General features: G+C 66.1%; 21 protein-coding genes. 5 read left to right on the top strand and 16 right to left on the bottom strand.

Annotated elements, in window-relative coordinates:
* Nucleotides 1-344 precede the first annotated feature (344 nt).
* Complete coding sequence (locus HBA54_RS24450) at nucleotides 345-827, bottom strand: phasin family protein (RefSeq protein ID WP_167229824.1); 483 nt, start codon at nucleotides 825-827, stop codon at nucleotides 345-347.
* A gap of 443 nt (nucleotides 828-1,270) precedes the next feature.
* On the opposite strand from HBA54_RS24450, the gene HBA54_RS24445 reads away from it, so the two are divergent.
* The 3 genes from HBA54_RS24445 (at nucleotide 1,271) to HBA54_RS24435 (ending at nucleotide 3,858) form a co-directional block, all read left to right on the top strand.
* On the top strand, nucleotides 1,271-2,806 hold the full coding sequence (locus HBA54_RS24445; RefSeq protein WP_167229821.1) for a YifB family Mg chelatase-like AAA ATPase: 1,536 nt from the start codon (nucleotides 1,271-1,273) through the stop codon (nucleotides 2,804-2,806).
* 40 nt (nucleotides 2,807-2,846) lie between these two features.
* Nucleotides 2,847-3,254 (top strand): hypothetical protein, encoded by a 408-nt coding sequence (locus tag HBA54_RS24440; protein ID WP_167229818.1) that lies wholly within the window; start codon nucleotides 2,847-2,849, stop codon nucleotides 3,252-3,254.
* Nucleotides 3,255-3,345: 91 nt separating this feature from the next.
* On the top strand, nucleotides 3,346-3,858 hold the full coding sequence (locus HBA54_RS24435; protein ID WP_167229815.1) for a GNAT family N-acetyltransferase: 513 nt from the start codon (nucleotides 3,346-3,348) through the stop codon (nucleotides 3,856-3,858).
* Between the two features lie 257 nt (nucleotides 3,859-4,115).
* On the opposite strand, the gene HBA54_RS24430 is transcribed toward HBA54_RS24435, so the two are convergent.
* The 9 genes from HBA54_RS24430 to hisB form a co-directional block, all read right to left on the bottom strand.
* Nucleotides 4,116-4,934, bottom strand: a complete 819-nt coding sequence (locus HBA54_RS24430; protein ID WP_167229811.1) for an alpha/beta fold hydrolase — start codon at nucleotides 4,932-4,934, stop codon at nucleotides 4,116-4,118.
* 18 nt (nucleotides 4,935-4,952) lie between these two features.
* Nucleotides 4,953-5,666 carry an ArsR/SmtB family transcription factor gene (locus HBA54_RS24425; protein WP_167229808.1) on the bottom strand — a complete coding sequence of 238 codons (714 nt, stop codon included), beginning with the start codon at nucleotides 5,664-5,666 and terminating at the stop codon, nucleotides 4,953-4,955.
* Between the two features lie 342 nt (nucleotides 5,667-6,008).
* Nucleotides 6,009-6,377: a histidine triad nucleotide-binding protein gene (locus tag HBA54_RS24420; RefSeq protein ID WP_167229805.1), complete on the bottom strand. Its 369-nt coding sequence runs from the start codon at nucleotides 6,375-6,377 to the stop codon at nucleotides 6,009-6,011.
* Nucleotides 6,378-6,414: 37 nt separating this feature from the next.
* Entirely contained in the window at nucleotides 6,415-6,753 is a 339-nt protein-coding gene (locus HBA54_RS24415; protein WP_167229802.1) for a phosphoribosyl-ATP diphosphatase, read from the bottom strand.
* 143 nt (nucleotides 6,754-6,896) lie between these two features.
* Complete coding sequence (gene hisF / locus HBA54_RS24410) at nucleotides 6,897-7,691, bottom strand: imidazole glycerol phosphate synthase subunit HisF (protein ID WP_167229799.1); 795 nt, start codon at nucleotides 7,689-7,691, stop codon at nucleotides 6,897-6,899.
* Nucleotides 7,691-8,416: a 1-(5-phosphoribosyl)-5-[(5-phosphoribosylamino)methylideneamino]imidazole-4-carboxamide isomerase gene (gene hisA, locus HBA54_RS24405; RefSeq protein ID WP_167229796.1), complete on the bottom strand. Its 726-nt coding sequence runs from the start codon at nucleotides 8,414-8,416 to the stop codon at nucleotides 7,691-7,693. The genes hisF and hisA overlap by 1 nt, the downstream gene beginning before the upstream one ends.
* 123 nt (nucleotides 8,417-8,539) lie before the next feature.
* Nucleotides 8,540-9,103: a GNAT family N-acetyltransferase gene (locus HBA54_RS24400; protein WP_167229792.1), complete on the bottom strand. Its 564-nt coding sequence runs from the start codon at nucleotides 9,101-9,103 to the stop codon at nucleotides 8,540-8,542.
* Complete coding sequence (gene hisH, locus HBA54_RS24395) at nucleotides 9,100-9,762, bottom strand: imidazole glycerol phosphate synthase subunit HisH (RefSeq protein ID WP_167229789.1); 663 nt, start codon at nucleotides 9,760-9,762, stop codon at nucleotides 9,100-9,102. The genes HBA54_RS24400 and hisH overlap by 4 nt, the downstream gene beginning before the upstream one ends.
* Nucleotides 9,763-9,863: 101 nt before the next feature.
* A complete protein-coding gene (gene hisB / locus HBA54_RS24390) occupies nucleotides 9,864-10,451 on the bottom strand; it encodes an imidazoleglycerol-phosphate dehydratase HisB (RefSeq protein ID WP_167229786.1) in 588 nt (195 codons plus the stop codon).
* 216 nt (nucleotides 10,452-10,667) lie between these two features.
* On the opposite strand from hisB, the gene hslV reads away from it, so the two are divergent.
* The gene (hslV, locus tag HBA54_RS24385) at nucleotides 10,668-11,273 is read left to right on the top strand and encodes an ATP-dependent protease subunit HslV (RefSeq protein WP_167229783.1); all 606 of its coding nucleotides are present in this window, start codon (nucleotides 10,668-10,670) and stop codon (nucleotides 11,271-11,273) included.
* Nucleotides 11,274-11,287: 14 nt separating this feature from the next.
* On the top strand, nucleotides 11,288-12,613 hold the full coding sequence (gene hslU, locus HBA54_RS24380; protein ID WP_167229780.1) for an ATP-dependent protease ATPase subunit HslU: 1,326 nt from the start codon (nucleotides 11,288-11,290) through the stop codon (nucleotides 12,611-12,613).
* Nucleotides 12,614-12,803: 190 nt separating this feature from the next.
* On the opposite strand, the gene HBA54_RS24375 is transcribed toward hslU, so the two are convergent.
* From HBA54_RS24375 to HBA54_RS24350, 6 genes are all read right to left on the bottom strand, one after another.
* A complete protein-coding gene (locus HBA54_RS24375) occupies nucleotides 12,804-13,223 on the bottom strand; it encodes a helix-turn-helix domain-containing protein (protein ID WP_167229777.1) in 420 nt (139 codons plus the stop codon).
* Entirely contained in the window at nucleotides 13,220-13,732 is a 513-nt protein-coding gene (locus tag HBA54_RS24370) for a GFA family protein (protein WP_322096111.1), read from the bottom strand. The genes HBA54_RS24375 and HBA54_RS24370 overlap by 4 nt, the downstream gene beginning before the upstream one ends.
* A 106-nt stretch (nucleotides 13,733-13,838) precedes the next feature.
* Nucleotides 13,839-14,447, bottom strand: coding sequence for a Smr/MutS family protein (locus HBA54_RS24365; protein WP_167229775.1), 609 nt, complete (start codon nucleotides 14,445-14,447; stop codon nucleotides 13,839-13,841).
* Nucleotides 14,431-15,126 (bottom strand): LutC/YkgG family protein, encoded by a 696-nt coding sequence (locus tag HBA54_RS24360; protein ID WP_240932878.1) that lies wholly within the window; start codon nucleotides 15,124-15,126, stop codon nucleotides 14,431-14,433. Before HBA54_RS24360 ends, HBA54_RS24365 begins: the two co-directional genes overlap by 17 nt.
* A 20-nt stretch (nucleotides 15,127-15,146) precedes the next feature.
* Nucleotides 15,147-16,577: a LutB/LldF family L-lactate oxidation iron-sulfur protein gene (locus HBA54_RS24355; RefSeq protein WP_167229768.1), complete on the bottom strand. Its 1,431-nt coding sequence runs from the start codon at nucleotides 16,575-16,577 to the stop codon at nucleotides 15,147-15,149.
* Nucleotides 16,577-17,377 (bottom strand): (Fe-S)-binding protein, encoded by an 801-nt coding sequence (locus HBA54_RS24350; protein ID WP_167229765.1) that lies wholly within the window; start codon nucleotides 17,375-17,377, stop codon nucleotides 16,577-16,579. The genes HBA54_RS24355 and HBA54_RS24350 overlap by 1 nt, the downstream gene beginning before the upstream one ends.
* Nucleotides 17,378-17,577 lie beyond the last annotated feature (200 nt).

Genomic DNA, 17,577 nt, shown 5'->3' with positions numbered 1-17,577 from the left:
CCTCGTCCGCGCCAATCTCATGCACCGAAAGCGCATCGACCGCCTGATCCAGTCCGATCCAGAGCCTCCGATCAACCCCGATCAGATGGTCCTCCAGTGGGCCTAGTCTTAACCGGACACCAGTGGGCTTGACCCGGGCATCCGTGGCGGTGGCAAAACCGAACCGATCCGGCAAGGGCTCCAGCGAGCGGCCCCATGGACCTCGGGTCAAGCCCGAGGGTGACGTCGAGGGACAACCGCCCCGCTGCAAAACTCCCGCCGCCAAAAGACCGGCTCACACACAAAAAAAACCGGCCGGCTGGGCGCCGGCCGGTCTGGTGTTCAAAAAAGACTGGGGCTGGGATTCAGTCTTTCTCTTTCTCCGCACCGTTGCCGTTTGTGCCTATGTCGTGCAAGGCGGACTTGGTGCGCTGTTCCACCGGCGCCCAGCAGTCGCGGGTGATGCGGGCCATCATGGTCATCAGCTTGCTGGTTTCCTCGATGTACTGCTCGGCCGCATAGCGGGCGATGGTGCACTGTTTCTCGAAAATCTCCTCCGGGTCCTTTGATTTGATCAGTTCCTCGGAGGTTTCGATGTTTTTGCGCATGCGCTCACCGGCAAAGGTCATCACTTCCTGGCTGACCTCGGCCATGCCGGCAAACATCGCCTCGCTGGCGCTCATCGCGGCAGAGATGTTCTCGCCGTTGGACCCGAGCACGGCTTCATAGGAAGGCGCACCCGGTAAAGACACCCCGGGGATACCGGTTTGAACGCCCGCCTGGCTTTCGCCGGCGGGGGACGGGGAAGGATTGCTGCTGCTTGTTGTCTGTTTACGGGCCGTAGCCATGGCTTGGGATCTCCTGCACGACGCTTTGGTTTGTGGGGGGGAACCGGACATTGCCGGCAAAAACAAACCGTCTCCTTGGCATTTCCCGATACCGCAACCTGATCCTGCAGACCCGGACTCTGCACTCGTTCACACGAGCGCACCTCTGCACGTCAGGATCGCGGGTCACGGGAACCCCAGCAACCGGAGCTTCACATTCATGAGCATAGTCTAACAGGTGTTAACCATAATTGATCTGGGACAGTTTCCCTTTTTAGGGGTGCAGGGCAGGCCGGAACCCGGACAAGATCGTTCATGGCCACCATGGACGCCTGAATTTCTTGGCAGCCCGAAGGTTCCACCCTAGATTGATCATCCCCAACCCGTCGCGGCATCCTGCCGGGCGCGGCGCCGGGTTCCGCAGCAGGCAGGTCGCAACAAGGCAGGGGGACAAGTCAGCCGTCATGGTCGCGCGCATCACCACGGTCGCCTTTTCCGGCGTCGAGGTTCTCGACATCGACGTGCAGGTGCAGATGGGCAGCGGCCTGCCTGCCTTTTCCCTGGTCGGGCTGCCGGACAAGGCGGTGGCCGAAAGCCGGGAGCGGGTGCGTGCCGCGCTCAGCGCTCTCGGCCTCGCCCTGCCGCCCAAGCGCATAACCGTGAATCTGGCCCCGGCGGATCTGTTGAAAGAAGGCAGCCATTTCGACCTGCCCATCGCCCTCGGCCTGCTGACCGCCATGGGGGTGCTGCCCGCCGACGAGATGGCCGGCTATACCGCCCTGGGCGAGCTGGCGCTGGATGCCCGCATCACCCCCGTCGCCGGGGTGCTGCCGGCGGCGATCAACAGCCTGGCCGCCGGGCGCGGCCTGATCTGCCCAGCGGCACAAGGCGGCGAGGCGGCCTGGGCCGAGGGGCTGGATATCCTGGCGCCGGCGACCCTGCTGACCCTGATCAACCACTTCAAGGGCAGCCAGGTGCTGAGCCCGCCGGAGCCGGTGCTGGCCGAACGCGATGAGAACGCTCTCGACCTCCGGGACATCAAGGGGCAGGAAAGCGCCAAGCGGGCGCTGGAATTGGCCGCGGCGGGCGGCCACAACCTGCTGATGGCGGGACCGCCCGGCGCCGGCAAGTCGATGCTGGCGGCGCGCCTGCCGGGCATCCTGCCGCCGCTGGCCCCGGCGGAGGCGCTGGAGGTCAGCATGATCCATTCCGTTGCCGGAACGCTCGGCCAGGCCGGGCTGCTGCGCCAGAGACCGTTTCGCGAACCGCACCACTCCGCCTCCCTGCCGGCGCTGGCCGGCGGCGGCCTGCGCGCCCGGCCCGGCGAGATCTCCCTCGCCCATCTCGGCGTGCTGTTCCTCGACGAACTGCCGGAGTTTCAGCGCGGCGCCCTGGAAGCCCTGCGCCAGCCGCTGGAGACCGGCCGCGTCTCGGTCGCCCGCGCCAACGCCCATGTGACCTATCCGGCCCGGGTCCAGCTGATCGCCGCCATGAACCCCTGCCGCTGCGGCTATCTCGACGATCCGGCCCAGGCCTGCGCCCGCGCGCCGCGCTGTGCGGCCGACTATCAGGCCAAGATCTCCGGCCCGCTGTTCGACCGCATCGACCTGCATGTCGACGTGCCGGCGGTAAGCGCCGCCGACCTCTCCCTGCCGCCGCCGGCGGAGGGTTCCGCCGCCGTGGCCGCAAGGGTCGCCCAGGCCCGCGCCCGCCAGACCGCCCGCTACGCCACCCTGCCGGAGGACAAACGCCCCCGCACCAATGCCGAGGCCGACGGGCAACTGCTGAAAGAAGTCGCCGCGCCCGACGCCGAGGGCCGCAAGCTGCTGACCCAGGCCACCGAGGCCATGAAGCTCTCGGCCCGCGGCTATCACCGCGTCCTGCGCGTCGCCCGGACCCTGGCCGACCTGGAGGGCGCCGAAGCCGTGCGCCGCCCCCAGATCGCCGAAGCCCTGACCTACCGGCGGCAACTGCCGGGGCGGTGGGGGCCAAAAGCTTAACGGCCATAATTGGTTAACGAAATGCAGCCTAAAATGCTGCATGGCAGAAATAACCGCCCACTACAGCCCGGCTTCGGCGCTCACGCTCTTCGTGGCGGAGGGCCGCATCCTGGCCGACGACCTGGTCGCGGCCATCGAGACCCACTATGGCGCCAACCCGACCAGCATCACGATCTGGGATCTCTGGAAGGCCGACCTCTCCGAGCTCGATATGCCGGCCCTGACCCGGGTGTCGGACTGCGCGCGGAACTTCTCGAAAAACCGGGAAAACCCAAGAACGGTCTTCGTGGTGAAACGGGAGCAGGAAAAGCTGCTGATCAAACTCTACAAAAAGATTTCCGAGGTGCGGGGCTCCCCGACCAGCTATGAACTCTATCCCTCCGTTGCCACCGCCTACGAAGGGCTTGGCCTTGCCGACCCCTTCAAAGAGCAGAGAAAGCGCGCCTGAGAAGACCGGCATCGGTTACCGCCGCCCGTGCTGAGGGCGATGGCGATCGCGGTAGCGCCTGGGCACATTGCCACGGCGAAGAAAGCGCGCTATGCGATCGGGCATGAACGCGCCCGACAGCCTTCCCGACATCACCATCGAACTGGTCGACCTCGACGCGACCTTCGAGCTGCGCAGGGCGGTGTTGCGGCCCTGGCTGACGCCGGAGGAATCCCGCGCAAGTTGGGAAGGCTTCGACGAACATTTTCAGATCGGCGCCCTGCTGGATGGCCGGGTTGTCGGGACGGCGGGCTTTGTGACCGAGGCGCAGCCGGACTACGACGGCAAGGCCTTTACCGGCCCGCAGTGGCGGCTGCGCGGTATGGCCAGCGATCCGGATTTCCAAGGCCGCAGCCTGGGCGGAAAGGTGCTGGTCTTCGGCATCGAAGAGCTGGCGCGGCGGATTGCGGCGCGGGGTCAGGAAAGTGCGATCCTCTGGTGCAACGGGCGCACCCCGGCGCAGCGCTTTTACGAGCGCCACGGCTTTCAGCCGATCGGCGATGTCTTCGAAACACCGGGTACCGGACCACACTACGTCTTCTGGCGAAATGTGGTTGCGGCGTAAGAAAACCAAGAACAAAGCCTCCTCACCCCGACCCTCTCCCGCAAGGGGATAGAGGGAGGTTCTATCGAGGCCACCGCGAGCCCCTCTACCCTGGTGGGAGAGGGAGGGGCCCGCGAAGCGGGAGGGTGAGGGGGATCGCGCTACCGCACAAAACCCCGACGGCAGAAGTTGGGATCTCGCCGAGACATGTATGTCAGGGTCAAGCCCGCGTAGGACGGCTGTAAAGCGGTGGGGCGGGCACCTTCAGCCTGAAACCGCTACAGCCCTTCGAGGAATTCGCGCAGGTGGCCGTTGAAGGTTTCCGGCTGCTCCATATTGGGCAGGTGGGCGGTGCCGGGGATGACGGTGCCGAGAGCCTGGGGCATGGCCTGGACGACATGGACGCAGCGCTGCTGCAGGTGGGGAAAGTCGGCATCGCCCCAGACCACCTGGGCCGGTACGCCAAGGTCGGCAAGGCGGGAATAGGCCACCGGAAAGGCGGCGGGATTGGTTTCGCGCCCGGGGTCCGGCGCGTGCAGCGCGCGGTCGTTCATCACCAGGAAGAGATCGCGTGCGGGGCCGCCGACGCGGCCCTCCTCGCTGGCCGGGCCGTCGAGCCAGAGCCAGGCCTCCAGCAGGTTGATGCGGTCGAGGTCTTCTTCTTCCTCGGCCTCCTCCAACAGCTCCAGCACCGCCTCCACCGCCGGGGGGAAGTCCTCCGTCCTCGGCGCACCGGTTACCGAGGGAGCGACGAGGAAGAGACCGCCCACCCGGCCCGGATGGGTGAGGGTGAAATCGATGGCGATACGCCCGCCCTGGGAACAGCCGACCAGAACCGCTGACGTAATCCCCTGCTGGTCGAGCACCGCCAGCAGATCGTCGACGTGGGAGAAAGTCTCGGCCTCGTAGCGCGTTTCACCGAAGCCCCGGCGGTCGTAAGCGATGACACGATGGCTGCCGGCAAAGGCGGCGATCTGGTCCTGCCACATGCGCCGGTCCGCGACCCCGGCATGCAGGAACACCAGAGCCGGGCCCTCACCCGCCTCGACACCGCTCAGCGTCGCCTTGCCGCTGACCAGGCTAAAATCCTTCACCATGGGGGTAGGTCCGTTCCTTCAGTCGTCAAGATCCAGCGCGGCCATTGAGCCGGGGAAGGCCCCCGGCAGGGCGGCCTCGCCCTTTGCGGTGATAATGACCTTGCGGGATTTGCGGTCGCGCTTCAACCACTTCGCGGCAATCAGCCGGTCGGCAAGAGCCGCACCCAGGGCGCCGCCCAGATGCGGGCGCCGTTCGCTCCAGTCCAGACAGCAGCGCGCGAAGTGGCGGCGCTGGCCCTCCGCCGTTTCGATGTCGACACCGAGAGCGGCCAGGAAGCCGCGGCCCTTGGGGCCGAGCCGGAAGTCGCCCTCGACCCGGCGCAGGAAGCGGCGCTTCAACAGCGAGTCCGTCAAGGCAACCCCCAGGCGCCCGGCCAGATGGTCGTAGCAGAAGCGCGCCCGGCGCAGGTCGCCGACACGCCGGGCATGGGCGCGGCGCCGTTCCGGCACCCGCTGGTTGGGCGTCAGATGGGTCAGCGGCTCCAGCGCTTCGGCAACGCCCGGATTGGCCAGACAGTAATAGCGATGCCGGCCCTGGCTTTCGACCGCCAGAAGGCCGGCCTCGGTCAGCTTGGCGAGATGGCTGCTCGCGGTCTGCGGCGTCACCCCGGCAACGAAAGCCAGCTCCGTCGCGGTCTGGGCGCGGCCGTCCATCAGGGCGGCCATCATGTTGGCACGCGCCGGGACCCCGATCAGGGCGCCGACGACAGCAAAGGAAGGTTCTACGGACATATTTCGATGATAGGCGATCCGTAATCGCCCGGCAAGATACGATCAACAAGAATTGCGATCAAACATATCGGCCAGGATCGAAATATGATTGTCATCTAGATGACTCATTGTGGAAACCAAAGCCCCCTCACCCTCCCGCTGCGCGGGCCCCTCCCTCTCCCACGAGGGGAGAGGGAACCAAAAGCGGCGCATAAGAATCCCCCTCTCCCCTCGTGGGAGAGGGTCGGGGTGAGGGGGCTTTGCTCTAAGGAAATGGCATCGCCCTTCGAGACGATCACGACACACCTCATCCTGAGGAGCGCTCACCAGAGCGCGCCTCGAAGGATGGCAAGAGAGGAAGCCTCAACCCTGGGGCGGCTTGATCATGCGGCCGAGGGGCTGGCCGCCGAAGAGATGGAGGTGGAAGTGCGGCACCTCCTGGTGGCCATGCACACCGGTGTTGGCGAGGACGCGGTAGCCGTCGCCTTCGATCCCCAGGTCCTTGGCGATCTTGCCGGCGGCGCGGAAGAAACCGGTGATCTCCGCCTCGGAGGCCTGGGCGGAAAAGTCCGCGAAGGAAACGTAGGCGCCCTTGGGAATGACCAGGACATGGACCTTGGTCTGCGGCTGGATATCGCGGAAGGCCAGAACGTGGTCGTCCTCGTAAACCTTGTCGCAGGGAATTTCACCGCGCAGGATTTTAGCGAAGATGTTGTTGTCGTCGTAGGTCATGGAGTCCTTCCCCTGCCGCGCCCGGTTTGCAGATCGGTCAGCCGCTGGCGCGCGACGCCTTTTCGACAATGCCGGAGATGCCCTTGCGGCCCTCCAGCGCCGCCCAGACGTGCTTGGGCTTGATGTCGCTGGCCGCCCAGAGCACCAGCAGGTGGTAGAGCAGGTCCGCCGACTCGTCGATCACGCCGTCGCGCCGTTCGCGCGTTGCCTCGATCACGGTTTCCACCGCCTCTTCGCCGACTTTCTGGGCGATCTTATCCATGCCGCGGTCGAACAGCTTGGCGGTATGGGACGTTTCCGGGTCTTCGCCGCTGCGGCTTTGGATCACGTCATAGAGTCGGTCGAGGACGGAGCCGTCGAGTGAGCCGCTCTTCATAGGATGAGAGTCCTTAAAGGTCTAAACATATGCCTGAGGCGTAACAGGAATTTCCCCGGCTGTCACGCCGCCCGCCGGTGGATATCCGGTGGAAACTGCGTGGATAAAATGGCGGGCCCAGCCAGGAGTCCGGTTCCGCTTTTTCAGGAAACGGGTCTGACCGGCAGCCCCGCCGCCGCCAGGGCGGCCTTGGCCTCGGCAATGGAATGGGTGCCGAAGTGAAAGATCGAAGCGGCCAGCACGGCGGAGGCATGGCCTTCGCGCACACCGGCGCTCAGATGATCCAGAGTCCCGACACCGCCCGAGGCGATGACCGGCACCGGCACCGCATCGGCCACCGCGCGGGTCAGCGGCAGATTGTAGCCCTGCTTGGTGCCGTCGCGGTCCATGGAGGTCAGCAGGATTTCGCCGGCGCCGAGTTCGCAGAGCCTGACCGACCAGTCGACCGCGTCCAGGCCGGTGGCCTGGCGCCCGCCGTGGGTGAAGATTTCAAAGCGCGCTTCACCCTTCTTGTCCTCACCGTTCGGTGCCGCACCCACCGACTTGGCATCCACGGCGACCACGATGCACTGGCTGCCGAACTTCTCCGCCGCCTCGCGCACGAAGTCAGGGTTCTCCACCGCGGCGGTATTGATCGAGACCTTGTCGGCCCCGGCCAGCAGGAGCTGGCGGATATCTTCGGTGGTCCGGACGCCGCCGCCCACGGTGAGCGGCATGAAGCATTGTTCCGCCGTGCGGCGCACGACGTCGAGCAGGATACCGCGCTTCTCATGACTGGCGGTGATATCGAGGAAGCAGAGTTCATCGGCGCCGGCGGCATCATAGACCTTGGCCTGTTCGACCGGGTCACCGGCATCGCGCAGGTCGACGAAGTTCACGCCCTTGACGACGCGCCCGTCCTTCACGTCGAGACAGGGGATGATGCGAACCGTCAGCATCAGGCGGCCAGCAGGGCGAGGGCGGAAGCCGGGTCAAGCCGCCCGTCGTAGAGCGCGCGGCCTGAAATGACCCCTTCGATACCGCTGTCGGCAATACTGAGGAAGGCGGCGATATCGTCCAGCGAGGCAACGCCGCCGGAGGCGATCACCGGCGTGGCGATGGCCTCGGCCAGGGCGAGGGTCGCGGAGACATTCGCGCCCTGCAGCGCGCCGTCGCGGTCGATGTCGGTGTAGACGATGGCCGCCGCGCCGGCATCTTCGAAGCGGCGGGCAAGATCGTCGGCGGTGATCTCGCTGACTTCGGCCCAGCCCTCCACCGCAACGCGCCCGCCACGGGCATCGATGCCCAGGACCACGCGGCCGGGAAAGCGCCGGCAGGCTTCGCGCACCAGATCCGGATTCTTCACCGCCACGGTGCCCAGGATCACCCGCCGGACGCCGAGTTCAAGCCAGCGTTCGATGGTCGCCAGATCGCGGATGCCGCCGCCCAGTTGCACCGGCAGATCGACCGCCGCGACAACCGCCTCGACCGCCGCCGCGTTCACCGGCCGGCCTTCGAAGGCGCCGTTGAGATCGACCAGATGCAGCCATTGAAAGCCCTGTTCGGCAAAGGCAACGGCCTGGGCGGCCGGGTCTTCGTTGAACACGGTTGCCGTGTCCATCTCGCCGCGCAGCAGGCGCACGGCCTTGCCGTCCTTCATGTCGATGGCGGGAAACAGAATCATGAAGCGATGCCTTTAAGAAGCGGCACCGGCCCGCTCCCCCTCCCGGCCACCCAACATGAGTATCCTATGGGTGGCCGGGAGGGGGAGCGGGCTGGAACCGAAATCATGCGAAGCATAGACAATCTAATCGCCCTGCGGCATAGCGCCGTTACCGATCAGATCCTTGTAGTAGTAGAAGCCGGTCACCCAGCGGTTATCCACCCAGGCATAGTGCGGATGGGTGCCCCAGCGCACGTAACCCATCTGCTCCACCACCTCGATGGCGCGGCCCTGGGTTTCGCGGATGTCCAGGTTCAGAACCCGCAGGCCGTTCTGGCGCGCCGCCTCTTCGACCTGGGATACCAGGCCCGCCGCCAGGCCATGACCGCGTGCCCAGGGGGCAACGAAGAACGTCGTCAGCTGGCCGGTCAGGTTCTGCGCCTCGTTGTTGCGCGGCAGGCGCACCAGCTGGGCCGAACCGGCAATGGTGTTGTCCAGGCGGCCGACAAAGAGCTCACGCTCCGGCACCAGAAGCACGCCCTGCCAATAGGTTTCCATGGTCTGGCGCGGCGGCGGGGTCAGCCAGCCGAAGCCGCCGCCATCGTTGATGGCCGCCTCTGCGGCGTCGCAGAGATCGTGCAGATCGGGGCCGTGAAAGCCGGTCAGCCTGTCCACGGAAATGCTTGCGCTGGAATCACTGACCGTCATGGACACCACCTCAGGAAATTCGACAGGAACCGCAGGCCCACCGCCTGGCTCTTTTCAGGGTGAAACTGGGTTCCGGCCAGATTATCGCGCCCCACGACGGCCGTAACCAGCCCGCCGTAATCGACCGAAGCCAGCAAATGCCGGGGATCGGCCGGGCGCAGATGATAGCTGTGGACGAAGTACACATAGGAAGGCCGGGGCAAACCTGCCAGCAGCGCGTGATCCGCCGCTTCGATTTGCAGCTGGTTCCAACCCATATGCGGCACCTTCAGAGCCACCCCCGGGTCGCGGGCTGGGTCCGGGGCCGGCGCCAAAGCCACCACATCGCCCGGAATCCAGCCGAATCCGGCATGGCTGCCGTGCTCCAGGCCGCGGCTGGCCATCAGTTGCATGCCCACGCAGATGCCCAGAAAGGGCCGCTGGCGGGTTTCCACGAAATCGACCAGGGCCGCCACCATGCCCGGCAGGGCGTGCAGCCCGGCGCGGCAGTCACCAAAGGCGCCGACGCCGGGCAGGACCACCCGGTCGGCAGCCCGCACCACGGCCGGATCGTCGGTCACCCGCACCGGACCGCCACCCACCTCGGCGGCGGCACGTTCCAGGGACTTGGCGGCCGAGCGCAGATTGCCCGAGCCATAGTCGATGATCGCAACGCTCATGGTCTTCCTAGATCCGCTTCAAAAGCCCGCTTTAAAGGCACTCTTTTCCGGGCGATTCAACGCGCCGCGAGCCCTGTTCCGGGCCCGCAAAGGCTCTGGTTTTAGAGGCTGCCCTTGGTCGAGGGCACGGCGTCGGCCTTGCGGGGGTCGATCTGGATCGCCTCGCGCAGGGCCCGGGCCAGGGCCTTGAAGCAGGATTCGACGATATGGTGGTTGTTCGTCCCATAGAGGGTTTCGACATGCAGATCCAGCCCCGCATTCTGGGCGAAGGCCTGGAACCACTCCTTGAAAAGCTCGGTATCCATGCTGCCCAGCTTGTCGCGGTTGAATTCCACCTTCCAGATCAGGTAGGGCCGGTTGGAGGCATCCAGCGCAACCCGGCTGAGGGTCTCGTCCATCGGGATCAGGGCCGCGCCGTAGCGCCAGATGCCCTTGCGGTCGCCCAAAGCCTGGAAAACCGCCTGACCGAGCACGATGCCGCAGTCTTCCGTCGTGTGATGGCCGTCGATATGCAGATCGCCCTCGGCCTTCAGCTGGATGTCAATCAGGCTGTGGCGCGACAGCTGCTCCAGCATATGGTCCAGAAAGCCGATCCCGGTGCTGATCTCATAGCTTCCGGTACCGTCCAGGTTCACCGTTGCGCTGATCCTGGTTTCCGCGGTTTTTCGCTCGACTGTTGCCCGGCGCATATCTCTTCGCCCCGCCGCCGCGGGGTCCCTTGGCATTCATGGTATGAAACGAAGGCGCCCTTGTAACAGGAAGGCCCGGAATACGCCAGAACCCATGAATGGGGTCACTATGAGAGGCCAAAGGGGGGCCAAGAGGAGGCCAGCGGGCGGCCTTGGCGGACGGCGGCATCGAAATGCGGCTTGACCCGGCTGCCGATTTTGCCCATTTGACAGACCATGTCCGAAAATCAATCCCCAACAGGCCAATCCCCGATCTGGCACGGGACCACGATCCTATCCGTGCGCAAGGGCGATACGGTGGTGGTCGCCGGCGACGGCCAGGTCAGCTTCGGCAACACGGTGATGAAATCCAACGCCCGCAAGGTCCGCCGCCTGGGCAAGGACAACGTCATCGCCGGTTTCGCCGGGGCGACGGCCGATGCCTTCACCCTTTTCGAGCGCTTGGAAGCCAAGCTCGAAACCTATCCCAACCAGCTGACCCGGGCCTGCGTCGAGCTCGCCAAGGACTGGCGCACCGACCGCTACCTGCGCCGCCTGGAGGCCATGATGGCGGTGGCCGACGCCACCACCTCGCTGGTGCTGACCGGAACCGGCGACGTGCTGGAGCCGGAGGACGGCCTGATCGGCATCGGCTCCGGCGGTTCCTTTGCGCTTTCCGCCGCCCGCGCGCTTTACGACATCGACGGCCTGGAGGCCGAGGCGATTGCCGCCAAGTCGATGGGCATCGCCGCCGACATCTGCATCTATACCAACGACAATATTGTCATCGAAAGCCTGCCCAACAGCGCGCCTGCAACGGCCGCGCCCAAAACAAGCGGGTGAAAGCGCGGACCCCTATGACCGATAACAACTCTGCCTTTTTCACCCCCCGGGAGATTGTCTCGGAACTCGACCGCTTCATCGTCGGCCAGAACGACGCCAAGCGCGCGGTGGCCATTGCGCTGCGCAACCGCTGGCGCCGCCAGCAACTGCCCGAGGAGCTGCGCGAGGAAGTCCTTCCCAAGAACATCCTGATGATCGGGCCGACCGGTGTCGGCAAGACCGAGATCGCGCGCCGCCTGGCCAAGCTGGCCCAGGCGCCCTTCCTGAAGGTCGAGGCCACCAAGTTCACCGAGGTCGGTTACGTCGGGCGCGACGTCGAGCAGATCATCCGCGATCTGGTGGAGGTCGCGATCCACATGACCCGCGAGCGCCTGCGCCAGGAGGTGAAGGCCCAGGCCGAGCTGAATGCCGAGGAGCGGGTGCTGGACGCCCTGGTCGGCGCCGGCTCCAGCGCCGATACGCGCCAGAAATTCCGCCGCATGCTGCGCCAGGGCGAGCTGGACGACCGCGAGATCGAGGTCGAGGTCCAGGACAGCGGCGGCATGCAGCTGCCGACCATGGAGATCCCCGGCATGCCCGGCGCCTCCATGGGGATGCTGAACCTGGGCGACATCTTCGGCAAAGCGATGGGCGGGCGCAGCAAGCAGCGCCGCATGAAGGTCGTCGATTCCTACGAGGTGCTGCTGGCCGAAGAGGGCGACAAGCTGCTGGACGAGGAAACCGTCGTCAGCAGCGCCATTACCGCCGTGGAGCAGAACGGCATCGTCTTCCTGGACGAGATCGACAAGATCACCGCGCGCTCCGACCGCGCCGGGGCCGATGTCTCGCGCGAAGGCGTGCAGCGCGACCTGCTGCCGCTGATCGAGGGCACGACGGTCGCCACCAAGCACGGCGCGGTGCGCACCGACCACGTGCTCTTCGTCGCCTCCGGCGCCTTTCACATGGCCAAACCCTCGGACATGCTGGCCGAACTGCAGGGCCGCCTGCCGATCCGGGTGGAGCTGGAAGCCCTCACCCGCGACGACATGAAACGCATCCTGACGGAGCCGGAAAACAGCCTGATCCGCCAGTACAAGGCCCTGATGGACACCGAAGACGTGACCCTGGACTTCACCGAGGACTCCATCGACGCCCTGGCCGACCTGTCCACCGAGATCAATTCCTCGGTCGAGAACATCGGTGCAAGACGCCTGCACACGGTGCTGGAAAAGCTGCTGGAGGAGATCTCCTTCACCGCCACCGACCGCGGCGGTGAGACCGTCACCATCGATGCGGCGCTGGTGCAGGAGCGTGTCGGCGAACTGTCGAAGAACGCCGACCTGTCGAAGTTCATTCTTTAGGGCAAACCTGAACTTCCGGGCACCAACGCAGTCTGATTCCGCTCCCCGGTCACCCCGGACTTGATCCGGGGTCCATGTCGGCAATGATCACAACATCCGCCTGGAGAGGCCGAGCCTGTGGAACCATGGATCCCGGATCAAGTCCGGGATGACGGGTAATATGAGCGTAGCGGCAAAGAATTCGCCTGGGTCAGGAGTCCTCTCTCAGTGTGCTTTGTCCAGCGGCGCCTTGCTCTCCTTCTGTTTCGGAGGCCGGTGAAGAAGGATCGACGAGGGCCAGCAGGCGCTCCAGGGTGGCCGCGTCCATGGTGGCGATGCGTTCGGCCAGCAGGTTGGCCAGCAAGGTTGCCCGCGGGCTGAGGCCTGCGGTATCCACGGCAACGCGCGGGTGGGAGAGGTCGGCCAGGTTCTGCAGCTCCTCGGCGTCGTCCCAGATAATGCCCAGGAACTGACAGACCCGGTGCACGAAACGGCGGCTCGGCTTGCCCCGGCGGCCGTGTTCCATGGCCGAGAGATAGGCGGGGGAGACCTGCAGGCCCGCCGCCATGTCCTTCAGCGCCAGGTTACGCGCCGCCCGGATGGCCCGCAGCTTTTCCCCGAAAGGCGTCATGGCGAGGCCTCACCGTCCGACTCGTCGAAGAGACCGTGCGCCCTGTGCCAGTCTTCGAGAGAGAGTTCCGGGTAGGCGTCATGGCAGGAGTCCGGATCGGCATCGCGCGGCAGCCCGGCCCAGGCCGGTTTGGCGTCCAGCATGATGAAAACGCTCTCCGGCGCCTTGGGCAACGGCGTGTCGATGGCCGAGGCGAAGGGGTGCAGCAGATCGGGCCAGCGCGGATCGAAGACGTAGAGCGCAGAGCCGCAGTGCTTGCAGAAGTGGCGCCGGGCCGGGCTGACAACCTCGGGGTCGCTGCCCACGCCCTTGGCCTGATAGACCGTGATGTGTTCCTTGCCCTCCAGCGTCAGGCTAGCCGCCTCGCCCGAGAGATTGATGGCGTAACCGCCGCCGCCCGCCGTCTTGCGGCAGATCGAGCAATAGCAGCGCATGTAGGGAACGGCGGCGCGCGAGAACACCGAGAAGCGCACGGCGCCGCAGTGGCAGGATCCCTTGAGATGGGGCACGCGCACTCCCCGCTTTCCGGAATAGGGTCTTGGTGGATAACCGGATCGGAGTTTAGCGGCTTTCTGCCGCCAAGGCGATTCCTGCTTGTCGGCCGGAAACGACCGCTCAGCGGCGGCGGCGCAGCAGGACGTAGAGCGCGCCGGTGCCGCCGTGTTTGGGCTGGGTATAGTCGAAGGACAGGACGCGCTCCCGGTTGCCGGGCTCGTTCAGCCAGCGCGGCACGGCGGCCCGCAGAACCCCGCCCTCTTCCTTGTGCAGGCCCTTGCCGGTCACCACCAGGACGCAGCGCTTGCCGGCGTCCTGGCAGTCGGCCAGGAAATGGCCGAGCCGCCGGTGGGCCTCCGCCTGGCGCAGGCCGTGCAGGTCGAGGCTTGCCTCGATGGGCAACTTGCCGCGCTTCAGGCGTTCGGCCTTGCGCCGGTCCAGGCCGTCGCGGGTGCCGTGGGCCAGGGGCGGCGCATCCCTGCGGCTGGGCGCGGGTTTGGCGACCGGCCGGGGCGCCGCCCGCTTGGGGGCAGGCGCCGGATTCTTGGGGAGCGGTATCACCGGATGCCGGCGCTCCTGCTCGCGCAGGTCATCGACCTTGGAGCGCAGCCGGTCGCGCCCGGTAAGGGGCTTGGCCTGCCGGGTTACATGGTCCCAAAGATGCTTGTCCTCTGCAGAAACATCCACCGCGCTGCGATCGCGCGGCGGGCCCTTACGCTTGCCGCTCATCGCGATCTGATCCGCCAGCCGCATCGCCGTCTTCGACCAGGATCACATGAAGCCGCCGCGGCCCGTGGGCGCCGAGCTGTATCGTCTGTTCGATGTCGCCGGTGCGCGAAGGCCCGGTAATCATGTTCACCGCCCGCGGCATGACCCCGCTGCCGTAGCGCTGACGCAGCCGCGTCCAGGCTTCCTCGTAGGCGCCCACCACCTGGGAGGCGCGCAGCACCACGATATGGTTTTCCGGCAGGAAGTTCAGGGTAATCGGCGCTTCGGGGCCGGAGGCCATCATCAGGGTGCCGGTCTCGGCAATGCCGGCGAAGGCGCCGGTGAGCGAGGCGGTATCCGGTTCCTCGGCAATGCCCTCGGCCACCTCCAGCAGCGGCTGGCTGTCCCAGGGCAGATCGCGCAGGTCGTCGCGCGGCGCCAGGCGCAGCTTCGGCGGCAGATTCTCGCCCTTCAGATAGTCGGCCACGGCCCGGGGCACCTCTGCGTCATCGCGCAGGCGCACCACGCTGGCTGAGAGCTCGACGAGCATCTCTTCCATCAGGTCGAGCTGTTCGCCGTGGGGGCGCTGCCCGCGCGCCGGAATTAAACCCGGCTGCGGGGCCGAAAGCCGCGCCTCAAGCTGCGCGCGCTCCTCTGCCGAGGGCTGTTCGCGCTTCAGGGAGCGGCGCAGCGTCGCCATGATTTGTTCCCGGGAACCGCTCATCGCCGGCCCCCGCCCGTCTGCTTTTCCGCCCAGAGCTGCTGGAAGGTCTTGCCCTGCGGGGCCGGGAAGTCACGGTGCTTCGTCCAGCCGCCGGTGAAGGGCAGGGCATCGAAGCGGCCCTTGCTGCGGCCGAACGCCGCCAGCGCGCGCATCTTCCAGCCGGCGATCCGGTGGTAGAGTTCCGGCCGCCGGGCGAAAAAGGCCCAGAAACCCAACCCCGCGCGCACCGCCTTGGGGCTGAGGTGGCGCTCGAACTCGCGCTCGCGCCAGTGGCGCATCATCTTCGGCAGGGGAATGCGCATCGGGCAGACCGCCTCGCAGCGCCCGCAGAAGGTCGAGGCATTGGGCAGTTGCCCGGCTTCGTCGACGCCGATCAGGCTGGGGGTCAGCACCGCCCCCATGGGCCCGGGATAGACCCAGCCGTAAGCGTGGCCGCCAACCGCGTGATAGACCGGGCAGTGGTTCATGCAGGCGCCGCAGCGGATGCAGCGCAGCATGTCCTGGAACTCGCTGCCCAGCATCTCGCTGCGCCCGTTGTCCAGCAGGACGACGTGATACTGCTCGGGTCCGTCCGGGTCTTCGGCGCGCCGCGGCCCGGTGGAGAAGGTCGTGTAGGAGGAGAATTCCTGACCGGTCGCCGAGCGCGCCAGAACCCGCAGGATGGTCGTCGCATCCTCCAGATTGGGGACGATCTTCTCCAGGCTGGCGATGACGATGTGCACCTTGGGCAGGGTCTGGGTGAGGTCGCCGTTGCCCTCATTGGTGACGATGATCGAGGTGCCGGTCTCCGCCACCAGGAAATTGGCCCCGGTGATGCCGACGTCGGCCTCGAGGTAGCGCTGGCGCAGCATCTGGCGCGCCTCGGCGACCAGCTGGGTCGGCTCGGAGAGCGGGCGTTCGTCCGGCAGGTCCTTGTGGTGATGGCGGAAATCGGCCTCGACCTGATCCTTGGTCAGGTGAACCGCCGGCGCGATGATGTGGCTCGGCGCTTCCTTGCGCAATTGGATGATGTATTCGCCGAGATCGGTTTCCACCACATCCAGGCCGGCCTCTTCGAGATGGGCATTGAGGGCGATCTCCTCGGAGATCATCGACTTGCCCTTGGTCACCACCCGGGCGTCAACATCACGGCAGATCTTCAGGATCATCGCCCGCGCTTCTTCCGCGGTCGCCGCCCAATGCACCTGACCGCCACTCTCGGTGACTTTTTCTTCGTAGCGTTCGAGGTAGAAGTCGATGTTGGCCAGGGTGTGGTTCTTGATATCCCGGGATGCATCGCGCAGGTCATCGAACTCCGGCAGGCGGTCGCGGGCCTTGGCGCGCTTGCCGATGAAGCCGGATTTGACGTTCTGCAGGGCCTTTTGAAGCTGCTGGTCGGCCAGCGCGTCGCGGGCGTTGTCCTTAAAGGCGGGCGAGGTGCTTTGCATCAGGAGGCTATACTCTCTTCGTCCGCCGCTTCGCCGATGGCCGGCTGGCCAATCGCTGGTTCATGGGTCATATCCGCCAGCACCTCGGCCACGTGGCGCACCTGGACGGCGACCCCCTGGCGTTGCAGCTTGCCGGCCATGTTCATCAGGCAGCCCAGGTCGCCGGCCAGCAGGGTATCCGCACCGCTGGCGGCCACAAAGGCGGCCTTGTTGGTCACCATCTTGTTGGAGATGTCCGGGTACTTCACGCAGAAAGTACCGCCGAAGCCGCAGCAGACATTGGACTCCTCCATCTCGCGGATCTCCACGCCGGTCAGGGTGTTCAGCAGCTTGCGGGGCTGCGTCTCGACCCCCAGTTCACGCAGGCCCGAGCAGGAATCATGATAGGTCACCGCACCGCTGAAGGAAGACTCCACCGCCTCGACATTCAGGACATCGGTCAGGAAGGACACCAGCTCGAAGGTCCGCTCCGCCAGGTCTTCGGCCTTGGCGCGCAGCGGCGGATCGTCGGTAAAGAGGCCAGGATAGTGCTTCTTGATCATCGAGGCGCAGGAGCCCGAGGGGGCGACCACATAGTCGAAGCCGTCGAAGGCGGCGATGACCTGCTCGGCGATGGCCTTGGTATCGGCCCGGTCGCCGGAGTTGTAGGCCGGCTGGCCGCAGCAGGTCTGGGCCCGCGGCACTGCGACCTCGCAACCCGCCTGTTCCAGCAGCTTCACCGCCGCGAAACCCACCGACGGCCGCATCAGATCGACCAGACAGGTTACGAAAAGCCCGATACGGGGCCGCGTCTCAGCCATGGTCTGCTTCCTCAGCTCGGTTCCTCAGCACCAGGCGATAATGGTATTACCACTTGGGAAAAGCAAGGGGCGGGCGGGGCGGCGTGTCAGGTTTCCGGACCTCACCCGGGATTTCCCGGCGGCACGGCAGACCCCGGCATCGCTTGACAGAGCGACCAGGAGACCGCCAAACTAGACAGGTACAGACACGTTATCCAGAC

This window comes from Pelagibius litoralis (assembly GCF_011683915.1).
Classification (GTDB): domain Bacteria; phylum Pseudomonadota; class Alphaproteobacteria; order Kiloniellales; family Kiloniellaceae; genus Pelagibius; species Pelagibius litoralis.
The sequence above is the reverse complement of the archived record's forward strand: the minus strand, read 5'-3'. Positions and strand labels throughout refer to the sequence as shown.